Genomic DNA, 13,229 nt, shown 5'->3' with positions numbered 1-13,229 from the left:
TAACATGGCAACTTTTACACATCAATTTGAAAAAAAACAATAGTCCAGCACCGATAAAAAAACTAATTACGGGTGTTATAAACATAAAGCCCGTAATTATCCATGATGAAAGCGCCATGATATATTTGCTCTATCGCCTAGCCGTTTACGACTTTTTTCTTTAGCTGTTCAAGCTCTTTTTCAATATTGTCGTCATTTTCTAACTCACGAAATTGACTAGTTAAATCTTTTGCTGAAGTCATATCATAAGCTTCAACTTCCGCCTCTACCCGATCAATTTTTTGCTGATAACGTTCAAACTTATTAATCGTTTCGTCAATATTATGAATCGCTGCTTTTTCACAAACCTTTAAACGCACTTCTGCTGACTGTTGACGTATTGCATAAGCTTCTTGCTTACGCTTAGCTTCAGTTAATTTATCCTGCAAACGCTGGCTATCTTGCTGAACAGCCGTTAAGTACTCATCAAATTGTGCTAGCTCTTCGTTAAGCTCAGCCAATTTTTGTGTACAACTTTGCTTTTCAATAAGCGCTGACTTAGCTAAGTCTTCACGGCTTTTACTCAAAGCAAGCTCAGCTTTTTCTTGCCAATTAACAACACGACTTTCCATGTCACGAATATTGCGCAGAACAGTTTTCTTTTCTGCAATTTGTTTAGCGGCAGCAGAACGCACTTCAACGAGAGTTTCTTCCATTTCCTGAATGATCAACTTGATCATTTTTTCTGGCTCTTCTGCTTTATCTAACATTGAGTTAATGTTTGCGTTAATAATGTCAGTGAATCTTGAAAACATGCCCATGGTACTTCTCCTATTAATCATCTGCTGTGTGTTGTTTTTTTTGCTTTAACTTATTCTGCGTTGAAATCACGGCCACCTCTTGAGTTTTCACTGTGTTGTAGCGCATTGAAAATCGTTGCAATTCAAGCTTAATTGAATTCGATACCTGCGCAGATAAATCCTGCGCAGCCTTTTCTCCTTGTGCTTGTAGTGTTGCTGCTAAACTCTGTTCTAAAGTGACTTCTTTTGCTGAAGCATTGAAAGTAAATAGCAACGTACAAGATAATAAAACGGTGCTTAAAGCGTACTTATTCGGTAATAGTTTCATTATTAATATCCTTATGTCTGTAGCATGAAGAGTTATTATTAATTCTTCATGCTGGTATCTGACATTACTATTACAAGTGCTGTGCCAACTGATAAAAACTTTTTATATCATTGTTATTGAAGAGTTTTTTAAAATCCCACTATAAATCATCATTTAGAGACATAATATGTCAAGCTATATTTTGGTCAATATAGTCATTGCAATTAGTTAAATTGACCAATATGAAACATTGCTTTCATCAAAGTAATTGATAACCAACAAATCACTGGTAAAAAATAATAAGGGAGTTTATTTTGAAGGAAATTTACAGCTTGTGATTACGGCAAGCGAAAGCTGCCGTAATCTAAAGGATCAACTGTGCTAGTCTTAATAAGGGGGCTTATCAATAGAAGTTTCAACAACAGTATTCGGTAGTGAGCCCCACTCGCTCCACGAGCCATCATAAACTCGTACATCAGTATGACCACTAATATTAGCCGCTAACGCCAGTACACAAGCAGTAACACCTGAGCCACAACTCATGATCATTGCTTGCTGTTTTGGATTAATATTAGCAAAAGTTTGTACTAATTCATTTACAGGTTTAAACAAGCCTTGGTTGAACAAATCGGTATAAGGTAAATTTTTCGCATTAGGCATGTGGCCACTACGCACGCCAGCACGTGGCTCAGCATCAGCACCGATAAAGCGACGATTAGCGCGTGCGTCTATAATAAGCGCTTCTTGCGAGCAAGTATGAGTTTGAACCTCTCGCCAGTGAGCAAAAAAGCCCGCTTGCTCTTGTGCAACAAAATCCCCAGACACAGGGTTTTTATCGTCCACGTTATCAATTGCAGCATCCGCCAGAGGTTTATTCAACGTTAACCAGTAAGGTAAACCACCATCTAATACAGCAATATTTTCATGACCCATAGCCCGAAACATGTACCAAGCTCGCGCCGCAGAAAATAAGCCTAAATCATCATAAACAACAATCTGGCTTTGCTGATTAATGCCTATGGCTCTCGCCGCTAACTCAAAGTGTCCAACTGATGGCATGGTATGCGGTAAATTACTTTTTAGATCAGAAAAGTCTTGGTTTAAATCAAAACGACGGGTATGTGGAATACGAAATTCTGGCCAGCTATGCTTGGGTGTCATCATATTACCTACTGGAGGAATACTGGCATCTAGTATGACAAGATTTTTGTTATCTATAATTGCGTGTAAATCTACACATGAAATTGTTTGTTGAAAACTGCCCATTATCCAGAGCCTCACAGATCAATATAAAGCAAAATTAGCCGAGATACCTCTGAATATACAGTATTGCTCAATACTGTTCAGCTAAATTATATGCAAGTACAACTATAGTAATGATACGAGGTCGGGGTATTTTAATAACTAGGTGTCACGGTAAGCAACAGGCGTTGATGAACTTATGCAACGTAAATCTTCAGCTAGCTGGGTAAGTGCTTTCACCACAAAGCAACCTGATAGCTGAAAAATAATGACCCTTTGATTAATGTTGCGAGGATAACATATCTTTTTTTCGCTCTAAACCTGCCACCACGAATGACGTGGCTAGCATACAAATACCAGGTAACATAAACAGCGTAAATAATATCGTTAAGCTTGGCATCAGCATTATTCCTTTTAAGTCGTTTAACGTACTATTTTTATAGCACCATTAATATAAGTTGTATGAACTCTTACAAAGGTTGTACCAAAAATAAAATAAAAACTAAGGCGTTGTTTATTAAGTAAATTAAGTTTAGTTATATTTTCGAAAATCAATATAGTTTGCCAATAAAATACAGATATAGTTGCGATATGGTGAAATTCACTAATTTATAGTGATTTTTAAATTCCCATCACAAACAGTAGAAAACTGATGATATGTCCGCAAACGACCTCAAGCTGCAGGATCCAGCTGAAATCAGCCTTAGGGGAAGGCTGAGCCCTCCCCTTATTCCTCGTTACATCTTTTTTAAGAGAGTACCATTAACAAAAAATGCACCTTAAGCTTGAATCGCTCAAACGTCCTGAAACACCGATCTTGAGGTGGTATAGCTATATTCCCAATATCGAACAATAAATATCGATATTGGGACTTGAAAAACGTAGAAAGGCAAAAGTAGATGAACTAAATAAAGGAGAAAAAGTTAAATACTAAACTTCATTTAAGTCAGGGTTAAGCTGCAACACTTTATCGAAAGCTTGTTGTAATACTTCACCACCAATGTTTTGACCGTTAGCATTTTCGCTTAAATAACGACGGAATTGTTTGGCGCCGGCTAAGCCATTACACAAACCTAACATATGCCTTGCGACATGCCAGGCTCGACCACCGCTGGCCACATGAGTGTCAATATAATCAACCATCTCATTAAGCACTTCAAGGCGGCTTTTAACGTGACTACCGACCTGCCAAATTTCATTATCAGCTTGAGCTAACATATAAGGATTTTGATAAACTTCTCGGCCGATCATAACACCATCAATATGCTGCATATGCTCGTTCGCCGCAGCAAACGTCGTAATACCACCATTAATCGAAATATCTAATTTCGGAAAGTCTTGTTTGAGTTGATAAACTCTTTGGTAATCGAGAGGCGGAATATCTCTATTTTGCTTTGGACTCAAGCCACTTAACCAAGCTTTGCGGGCATGAATAATGAAATGCTTACAGCCCGCCGCACTAACTGTTGCTAAAAACTGTTGTAAAAACTCATAACTGTCTAAGTCATCAATACCAATACGAGACTTTACTGTCGTAGGAATATTAGTCGCATTTTGCATACTCGCCACACAATCAGCCACCAGTTCAGGCTCAGCCATTAAACAAGCACCAAACTTACCATTTTGTACACGATCTGACGGACAACCGACATTGATATTGATTTCATCATACCCTTGCTGCTCAGCAATTTTTGCACATTCAGTCATGGCATTGACATCACTACCGCCCAACTGCAAAACCAGCGGGTGTTCTTGCTCGTTATAAGCTAAGTAATTGCCTTTACCGTACAAAATGGCGCCCGTAGTCACCATTTCGGTATACAAAACAGTACGTTTGGACATAACGCGATAAAAATAACGGCAATGACGATCAGTCCAATCGAGCATGGGTGCAATGGAAAGTTTGTGAGAAATCATAAAGTTAACAATAAAACCTATAAATTAAAAGCAAGTTCAGCGTTGAAAATAACCACTGTAATATTGCTAAATTATACGGGGTTTATAGACGCTAAACAAAAGAAATAACAGTAAGCGATTAGGCAGATTTTTTTATTTTTCGTTAGCATGCGTAGCACAAATCTTTGCTAGGGTTTGCTCAAAAGCATTATATTCTTTAGCCTCCAAAAGGCCCTTCAACAATTTTGCCAAATTGTTATAAACAGAACTTTGAATGTTCAGGAACAATTTCCGACCTTTTTCAGTTAAAAGTATATGCTGTGCTCTTGCATCATATTGACAAGTGGCGCGATATATTAACTCTCGCTTTTCAAGTTTATTGACCATTAAGCTTGCCGATGATTTTTGTACCTGCATTTCAGCAGCCAATGCTGATAAATGAGTACTATCATCATGCTGCTCACTTTCAGGAGCAACTTCGGCATGCTCGGCAAGATGAACACATAGTAAGTACTCAAATTCACTATAACTCAAACTGCTTTCTTTATTATCAAACGCTTGCACATCCCACGTTCTAGAGATTATTCGTTGAAACTTTATTAGTGAGTTTTCCAAATCCATAGTTAAACAATATCATTTAGTTAGCTTACCTAACAAAATAACATTTCTTCTGTAAAAGTACTAACGATATCCCCCCCCTCACTGCATATATTTGCAAGAAACAACTCCTTACATTTTTCACATAAATAACATCACAAATAAAAATTAGTTTGACTAACTAACTTAAATGACCATAATAGTTAGGCAATCTAACAATGATTAATAAAAATATAACACATATGAATGATAACAAAGATGATCTACTTGCCAGTGCATGGAATGACAAACTTACCGAAGATTACGTTGAGCAGTGGGGAGAGCTTCTACTGCACAAAAAAATTCCTGAATTCTGTAATCTATTGCCATCAGAGATTGTTTTAGATATTGGTTGTGGCAGCGGAGCTGCTGTTAGAGCAATTGCCAGCAGGCTATCAACAGGGCATGTTACAGGCATTGACCCAACAGCTAAAATGCTTGAAATCGCCTCAAAACTCACCGTAAAAGACAGCCATTATCAACGGGTGACATTCTTACTTGCAGGAGCAGAAAAAATACCGTTTGAAAGTGAAAGCTGTGACTTAGTGTTAGCGGTGAATACCCTACATCATTGGGTAAATGTTAACGATGGACTCAATGAAGTATTAAGAATACTAAAGCCATCAGGTCGATTTGTCTCTGTTGATGATCTTTGGCAAGAGTCGATTGAATACGGGCAAGAACAAGCTGACGATAACGAAAAATTTTCATGCAAACATGAACTTAAAACTAGAAATGGCATTGTGAAATTACTGAACAAAAATGGTTTTACAGATATTTCAAATTCGGAGCACCGTGAGCCAGATGCCACGGCATCAATAATCACAGGATATAAAGCTTAATATTAACTGAAGGAAATTAAAAATGAACATGACACTCGCGCTTATGGGACTTTCGATATATATCTTGTTGTGGGAAAAATTACCCGATTGGGGCAACTGGTTTAACTGGATTATTGAAAGATTACCTAGACCACTGGCTTATTTATACCAAGCGTGGCAATGCCCCTACTGCTTTGGCTTTTGGGTTGCATTAGCCCTACATGGTATAACTGGATTACAGACAATCCCTGCATTAGAAACTATGCCTAGCTATATCGGTTTTGGTGGTACTGCCATTGCGTGGATATTAGATGCATTAGCAACGGCAACTTTAATCATGTTAGGGCAACTTTGTTTAAATGCTATTGCAATGCCTGCAATTAAAGGCTATCAAATGACGAAGGAGTTCAAGCAATCTTTTAAAGAAGAGTCAACCGACTCACTTTAAGCATAGAGATGCACCATAGCAATAAAATATTTTGAAGGGTCTCAACAAAGGAGTTTTAAAATGGCATATCTCCAACCGCTGCACCAAAGGTGCACGTTTAATACTGAACGACTATTAATTAAAAGTCTTAATTCCCAATTATTTAATGAAGACAGTAAACGACTATACACACGTAAAGTTTTGGCGTTGTTAACGCCAACAGTGACTAACTCTCTCCCAAGTGAATGGCAAAACATAACAAGCTACGAAGAGGCAAATAATTGGTGGCAACAAAGAATTAAAGAAAGCTGTTTTCTATCCATCCAGCTAAAATCAAACAATGAGGTTATTGGTTTTGTATTTCTTTATGACGATGAGACGAAAAAAAGACAATTGGATTTACATATTGGCTACCTATTAGGTGAGTCTTATTGGGCTAAAGGCTATGGCAGTGAATTGATTAAAGGTCTAGTTAACCTCAGCTCGGGATAAGAATTAATTAAATTGAACTAAGTGCCCGTTCCACGATCCGATCTTTCGACCAAGAAAAAACAGAAAGATAATAAGGAACGGGCATGAATAAACTAGTTGAAATATTCTGTGATGTCGATGATTTTTGTCGCGTATTTATCCCACAATGGGAGAAACAATTAATTGCTGATGGAAGTATCAAGCGAAATCGTCCATGCCGTATGGCTATGAGTGAGATAATCACTATATTAATTGCTTTTCATACATCAAATCATCGCGACTTTAAAAATTATTATAAAGGTTATATTGCTAAGTTTTATCGTTCACATTTCCCTAGCTTATTGAGCTACACTCGATTTTTAGAAGTGATGCCTAAAGCGGTCGTTCCACTTTCTAGCTACTTTTCAATACTTAAAGGTGAGTCTACAGGTATTGAGTTTATTGACTCTACAAGCATAAAAGTATGCCATAACTTAAGAATTCCTAGACATAAAACATTTGACGGTATAGCCGAACGGGGCAAAGGAACAATGGGTTGGTTTTATGGGTTCAAACTACATTTAGTCACTAACTTTAGAGGTGAAATAGTTGAGGCTAAATTAACTACTGGCAATGTTCACGACACAAAGCCCGTATTAGCCTTAGCTAAAAACTTAAAAGGGAAGTTATATGCAGATAAAGGCTATATAAGCAAAAAAATTAACAGTTGGTTTGAAGGAAAAAGGAGTTGATTTGATAACAACCGTGCGCCGTAATATGAAAGCCAAAGCTATGTCGTTATGGGATAGAGCAATGTTATCTAGACGGTTTATTATTGAAACGATAAATGATCAATTGAAGAATATATCTCAAATAGAGCATTCGCGTCATCGTAGCCCTAATAGTTTTATGTTGAATTTACTGGCAGGTTTAGTGGCTTATTGCCTTAAAGAAAATAAGCCAACCCTTAATATTAGTGACGTAGAGAAGAATGCTATGGTTAGGGCTTAACCCGATCTGAGGTTAGTTACTATCTCCACTTTACTGCTTTCTAGTTTCAGTTATTCGGCATTTGCGGGCATTATTAATCTTGGTGCAGCAGCAGGTTATAATGCCTTTATTCATCAAAATTTTTCAGCAACAGGTAGTGATGTTGAAGGGCGCTTAGCAGCAGGTGGTAATGTAGATATCAGCCACTACAGCATAAACATCAAAAATTCACAGCAGTTATATACTGACACGAATCTACTTCCTGCTTTAGTTGTTGGTGGTGATTTAAGCTTTACTAGCGGACGAATAGCCGGCGATGTTTATGTTGGTGGTAATTATACGCCTACAGGATCTGGCACTATCACTAATGGCAGCGTGAATAACATTGGTCTTGCTACGGTTGCTCCAATTGCTCCAATTGCTCCAATTAATTTTGATACTGAGTTTGCTCTTTTACGTGAATTGTCGGCTAGTCTTGGCTTATTAGATGCAAACAGCGTAGCTACCGATAAATGGTCTAGTCAACATTTGCTTGGCGCAGGGAAAAATGATTTAGCAAACGATCTGCATGTGTTCAACTTAGATGCTTCAGATATGTTATTTAGTAATTACTTCCTATCAGAAATTGACCAGAATGATACTGTGATACTTAATATTTCTGGTACCGATATTACGACCAGTACGGGAAACTTTGGCGGTTCTGATGATTCTCTTAAAAATATGTCAGACAATGTCATATTTAATTTTTTTGAAGCTGAAACCTTGAATATTAATGCCGCGTTATATGGTTCAATCTTAGCGCCTAAAGCAGATATTAAGACAGGAAATGGTGTTATTTGGGGACAGGTTATCGCAAATTCTTGGCAGGGTAATGCACAAATAAATGATAATCCATTGGCAAGTAACTCAAGCAACGCCCCGGTTACATCGAATGTTACTGTGCCAGAACCGTCAAGTTTAGCCATTTTGGCATTAGCTTTATTTGCTTTGTTTGTTTTTAGAAGACAACAAACTCAGTAGAATTGGTATAATATTTTTATTCAACTACTTTATTTCATTATCGCAGTTTAATCCAAGCAGTCAGGAAGAAATTTCGTGCTTGGGTTGTTGAGTTAAATACGACGCCATTGCTACATTTTAGCTATCACTATCACTATTATTACTCACAAACTGCGGCTGTAGCCGCATTCTTAGTTGGACTATCATTGATGGTTAGTCATTTGTTGAGTGCGCCGGATTGGTAAACCGCAGCTTGTCAAATAGTTAAAAAATTTGCTGGTACATTAAGCCTAAACAAAATCAGGTACCCGAGCGGGGGCGAACATACGATTGCCCTGTGTGCGGTTGAAGCTTATTGTTTTAGGTTGTCGTGCTAGCCCAGTTCTGATAATGCAAAAAACAGAACTCAAGTGCCTTATCCTGATGATGTTGCGTCAGGATAAGATTTGGGATAAGTATGAGGCGCGTTAGTTTAATTAATTATTTTATAAGTAATTGTTAATTAATGGTTTTAAATTTTTGTCTAGGGTGTGCTTATAGGTAATAAACTCAGTATTGTTCTACAGAAACAACAGGCTGTTAGCTTTCATCTGATTTGCATTAATACAGAATGTTAGATTTAGCAGCTATAATTTTTATCTATGAGAATTATTAATACTTGGTAGCTGATCTTTTCTTTAGCCGAGTAAGTATTATTGTCTACTATTAAATAAGTAAGAAAAAATTGCACATAAAGGGCAATAGTGAAAAATTATGAATAAAATAAATAAAGTATTTTCTAGTGTGCTGGTCTTGCTCTTTTGTGAGTCAATTGCTATCGCATTTTTCTATGGTACATTCGCTGAAGCTTTGGTTATTGGTATACCAGCACTCGTTGTGCCGATATGGATGATGAATACGGCTCCAAATGCGACATTAACCAAACATGCATCAGCATTGTCGGCAATGATATTTGCAGCGCTGCATATCCATCAAATGAATGGCTTAATAGAAGTTCATTTTGAAATTTTTATTCTCATGGCCATATTGATTATTTTCAAGGATTGGAAGTTATTTATTTCTGCCATTACTTTAGTTGCTCTGCATCATACTGCTTTTTACTTTATGCAAGTGGATGGTGTTGGTGTTTATATTTTTGATGAAGACCGTTTGTTATTTTCAACGGTAGTATTACATGCTGCTTACGCCATTGCTGAAGCTATTATTGCCGGTTTTATTGCTAAAACTTTATATGACGATAGTCGGGTAGGTAAAGAGCTTGCGCAAGTGACGCATACCATAATCGAAAATGAAAAGTCACTCGACTTAAAAGTTAGAACTGATGCACGTAGCAATGTGGTATTAGAAGAATTTAATCGGCTTTTAGCCATTTTTGATAACGTAGTTGCTGGTGTTAAAATACAAACCAATGAAGTGAGTATAAACCGAAATAATTTAATGTCAGTCAAGTCTGAGCTTGAAACATCAGCGAATAATCGGCAGCAAGAGACTGAAATAATAGTATCATCAGTTGAAGAAATGGCGGTCACTGTTACCTCAATAGCACAAGACACCACTAAACTTAATGCTCAAATGCAAGCAGCGAGTTCATCTACGCAAACAGCTAACCAATACATTGAAGAAATCAATGTTAAAAATAGTGAGCTTACGGGGACGCTAACAAAAACAAGTGATGAAATAACGGCTTTAGCTAGTTCTAGTGATGTTATTACCAGTGTCTTATCAGAAATAACAAGTATCGCTGATCAGACGAATTTATTAGCCTTAAACGCAGCAATTGAAGCTGCTAGAGCTGGAGAGCAAGGGCGCGGTTTTGCTGTCGTTGCCGATGAAGTCAGAGCATTGGCTAATAGAACAAAGGAAAGTACAGATAAAATCGCCACGACGCTTACTCAACTTATTGGTTACTCTAAATCATCGACACAATTGATGGCGGAATGTCTTGATGCTGTAGAGTTGGTTATTTCAGTGGCAGAAAAAGCAAGTATAGAGGTACTTAACTCAGCACAACTGGTTTCATCATCTAGTGATATAGCACACTCAGTAGCCGCCGCAGTAGAAGAGCAGTCAACAACAACAAATGAAATAGCTCAAAGCACTGAAAAAATGAGTTTATTAGGGCAAGATGATGCGCAAAAAGTTGAAATGTTAGCTGAAGAAGTTAATAAAATATCCGCCGCAATCACCTCATTAGAGACCAGCATTGCCAGCTTCAAATAAAACGGTAACACGGTATCATTATACCGTGTTTGTGCTCTGGCTTGTTTTAACATTGGCGGCAGCAAACTATTTTATTGCCGGTCGCTTAATGTCGTTTGATCCTAATATGAAGTTATCAGGTCAAGACAGTAGCACTGTGATTAAACAAGTTAGAGCAATTTCAGCACTTAAAAATGTTAACCTCAATCATGCGATTATTCACTTCACAAGTGATGAGTGTTCGTGTACCCAATATAGTGATGAGCATAAACGTGCCATTAATGAGCAAGCAAAATCAGATGGTTTTTACGTGATTAACATTAATCTACCGACTGATTTATTAACGATTATTCCATCAACACCGGCAATATTAATTACTGGTGGTAAAGAAGAGCTTTTATATTTTGGTCCTTACTCAGCCGGATTAGCCTGTTCAGCATCAAACGGCTATGTTGAAACTGTATTACAGAATTACGCGCAAGGTTTTAACTCTGATCTGGTCATTAGTGATGTTAAAGGCTGTTATTGTAATATTTAAGTAACCTGAATGCGGGGTAACGGATGTGCGAAAAAATTAATATAGTGCAATATTTACAATCACTTTAGTCAATTTTATTAAAAGTTGGCGGATAGTTTATTATCAATGTTATAAGCGTGAATCAAGGCTGATTTGTGTACCTAATAGCGAGCTATTAGTTGCAAATTTAACGCAGACATCCGCATAAATCGTAGCATTGACGAACTTAGCTTATCCCGAGCTCAGGTTAACTAATAAGCGATTGAACTTCATATAAAGACGCCTCTATTAAATTTTATTTAAGATCAATATACCTATTGCAAAGGTCAGACCAGAATTGCAAGTTATTATAAAGCATAACATTTCACTTACTTTGTCATTTAAAAATAAGTGAAGTGTAAAGTAACTAGACAGCTATAGTGGGTAATTAAGTAGCGGAATTAAATTTACAGATTAAAACCTAGATCGTAAGTGCTACATTACGTTGAAAAGCAGTTTAAACACTGTATTTATTTTCTAGCTAAATCAGTGCTATTAAGTTCAATATGGCATTATAACTTTGCTCTGCCATCATCAAATTTTGCTTGCTATACAAACAATACTCGATATTCTCCTCATCAGGCTTTTCACATCGGTGTGTTTATCATTTCACTTTACTGCACCATTACTTTTCGAAATTGACAGCTCATGCACAGTTTTATTTTGACGCTGTTTTTTATAATATTGAAACTGTAAAATTGCAACAAGCTATAGAGCAAAAAATAGCCGCCGCTTTAATTATTTAAATCAAATACATCGTATACAATTTAGAGCTGATGATGTTATTTATAGTATGCCCTCAATGACTCTGAGCTAATAAATTAAAGCCGCAACTTTTGTGGTAAAAAATCCTCACAGCGCATCATTAAAATACGAGCTTCAATAAAAAGTTATCCGCATTTTATTTCGACTTATTTTTTGGCAAATACTTATAGCCGGTGATCATAGCGGAAACTAAAGCGGTTTTTTCTCTGCGCTCAGCGATAATGACACCGAAAATATGTAAAGGAATTAAAAATAGTAAGCTGTAAAAAGCATAAACATGGGCAGTGATAAAGGGTGATCTTATTTCTCGCATATTTTTATAAGCCACTTCATCAACATTCTCTTTTGAATAAGGCTTAATTTCTGCAACATTATCCTTATCGATCGCAATGCTTTCAGCAAAGTAATGACCAAATGGTGGATAATATATATCAGTTCCTGCAATCACTAAACCTGAAATTAATTGGGTAGACATAAGCAAGAACAAGGCAAGTACCATTAATTTTCCTGCCGGATTATGCCCTTTGTAAGCTGGATTTTTATGCTGTTTAAACTCAACTAGCTCTTGAGAAAAACCTTTGTTAAACGGTAAAATTTTATTCCATCGTTCATGAGCTTTCCCAATAAAACCGAGCAACAACCTAAACAGTAAATTAATAGCAAAAACGTAGCCGACAATAACGTGTATTGTTTTCAAGAGTACTTTACCATCAGTGCTAACACCAAAAAGCTTGCCGTTGAGAATAACTAATCCGATACAAACAAGTAGGGTTATTGCGATGACATTTACCCAATGAAATAGCCTAATATTACGGCTCCAAACAAAAACTTGTTCACGTTTAATACTCATATTTACCTCTCTTTTATCTAGGGACTGACTAAAAATTATAGTTAGCTGCTTAATTTTCCTGATGAGTCGTTGAACAACCTAATAACCTGAAACTAAATAAGCTATAGGTAGCAACGCCATAACTTTAGCCTGATAAAAATTAAGTCATAGCTATATTATCAACAGTATTTATTCTAGATACTTGCGTTAGAACAACTATTGGGGCGTAAAGTAACGTATATTGACATGCACCAACATTGGACATAAGTCAGTGTTAATGACTTTTTTCATACTCTTAATGGTACATATGTCTATTACAAGCATATACCACTA

Annotated in this window: 12 protein-coding genes and 1 pseudogene; 7 read left to right on the top strand and 6 right to left on the bottom strand. The window is 36.8% G+C overall.

Going from position 1 to position 13,229, the window contains the following annotated elements; translation table 11 throughout:
• Positions 1–137: 137 nt before the first annotated feature.
• The 5 genes from pspA to FGD67_RS14095 form a co-directional block, all read right to left on the bottom strand.
• On the bottom strand, positions 138–800 hold the full coding sequence (gene pspA / locus FGD67_RS14115) for a phage shock protein PspA (RefSeq protein ID WP_257171768.1): 663 nt from the start codon (positions 798–800) through the stop codon (positions 138–140).
• 13 nt (positions 801–813) lie between these two features.
• Positions 814–1,107 carry a hypothetical protein gene (locus tag FGD67_RS14110; protein ID WP_257171767.1) on the bottom strand — a complete coding sequence of 98 codons (294 nt, stop codon included), beginning with the start codon at positions 1,105–1,107 and terminating at the stop codon, positions 814–816.
• A gap of 366 nt (positions 1,108–1,473) precedes the next feature.
• Positions 1,474–2,352, bottom strand: coding sequence for a sulfurtransferase (locus FGD67_RS14105; protein ID WP_257171766.1), 879 nt, complete (start codon positions 2,350–2,352; stop codon positions 1,474–1,476).
• 906 nt (positions 2,353–3,258) lie between these two features.
• The gene (gene dusA / locus FGD67_RS14100; protein ID WP_257171765.1) at positions 3,259–4,245 is read right to left on the bottom strand and encodes a tRNA dihydrouridine(20/20a) synthase DusA; all 987 of its coding nucleotides are present in this window, start codon (positions 4,243–4,245) and stop codon (positions 3,259–3,261) included.
• Positions 4,246–4,377: 132 nt separating this feature from the next.
• On the bottom strand, positions 4,378–4,845 hold the full coding sequence (locus FGD67_RS14095) for a MarR family winged helix-turn-helix transcriptional regulator (RefSeq protein ID WP_257171764.1): 468 nt from the start codon (positions 4,843–4,845) through the stop codon (positions 4,378–4,380).
• A gap of 194 nt (positions 4,846–5,039) precedes the next feature.
• On the opposite strand from FGD67_RS14095, the gene FGD67_RS14090 reads away from it, so the two are divergent.
• From FGD67_RS14090 to FGD67_RS14060, 7 genes and pseudogenes are all read left to right on the top strand, one after another.
• A complete protein-coding gene (locus FGD67_RS14090) occupies positions 5,040–5,702 on the top strand; it encodes a class I SAM-dependent methyltransferase (protein ID WP_257171763.1) in 663 nt (220 codons plus the stop codon).
• 22 nt (positions 5,703–5,724) lie between these two features.
• Positions 5,725–6,129, top strand: coding sequence for a hypothetical protein (locus FGD67_RS14085; RefSeq protein WP_257171762.1), 405 nt, complete (start codon positions 5,725–5,727; stop codon positions 6,127–6,129).
• Between the two features lie 60 nt (positions 6,130–6,189).
• On the top strand, positions 6,190–6,600 hold the full coding sequence (locus FGD67_RS14080; RefSeq protein WP_257171761.1) for a GNAT family N-acetyltransferase: 411 nt from the start codon (positions 6,190–6,192) through the stop codon (positions 6,598–6,600).
• Between the two features lie 83 nt (positions 6,601–6,683).
• Positions 6,684–7,569, top strand: a pseudogene (locus FGD67_RS14075) (IS982 family transposase).
• A 6-nt stretch (positions 7,570–7,575) separates the two neighbouring features.
• On the top strand, positions 7,576–8,568 hold the full coding sequence (locus FGD67_RS14070) for a choice-of-anchor A family protein (RefSeq protein WP_306556801.1): 993 nt from the start codon (positions 7,576–7,578) through the stop codon (positions 8,566–8,568).
• A gap of 732 nt (positions 8,569–9,300) precedes the next feature.
• On the top strand, positions 9,301–10,767 hold the full coding sequence (locus FGD67_RS14065; RefSeq protein ID WP_257171760.1) for a methyl-accepting chemotaxis protein: 1,467 nt from the start codon (positions 9,301–9,303) through the stop codon (positions 10,765–10,767).
• Positions 10,751–11,284 (top strand): DUF6436 domain-containing protein, encoded by a 534-nt coding sequence (locus FGD67_RS14060; RefSeq protein ID WP_257171759.1) that lies wholly within the window; start codon positions 10,751–10,753, stop codon positions 11,282–11,284. The genes FGD67_RS14065 and FGD67_RS14060 overlap by 17 nt, the downstream gene beginning before the upstream one ends.
• A 919-nt stretch (positions 11,285–12,203) precedes the next feature.
• Here FGD67_RS14060 and FGD67_RS14055 read toward each other — a convergent pair.
• Positions 12,204–12,917, bottom strand: coding sequence for a cytochrome b/b6 domain-containing protein (locus FGD67_RS14055; protein WP_257171758.1), 714 nt, complete (start codon positions 12,915–12,917; stop codon positions 12,204–12,206).
• Positions 12,918–13,229 lie beyond the last annotated feature (312 nt).

Origin of the sequence: Colwellia sp. M166 (assembly GCF_024585285.1) — a bacterium.
GTDB lineage: Bacteria > Pseudomonadota > Gammaproteobacteria > Enterobacterales > Alteromonadaceae > Cognaticolwellia.
This window is presented reverse-complemented; position numbering and strand designations above follow the sequence as displayed.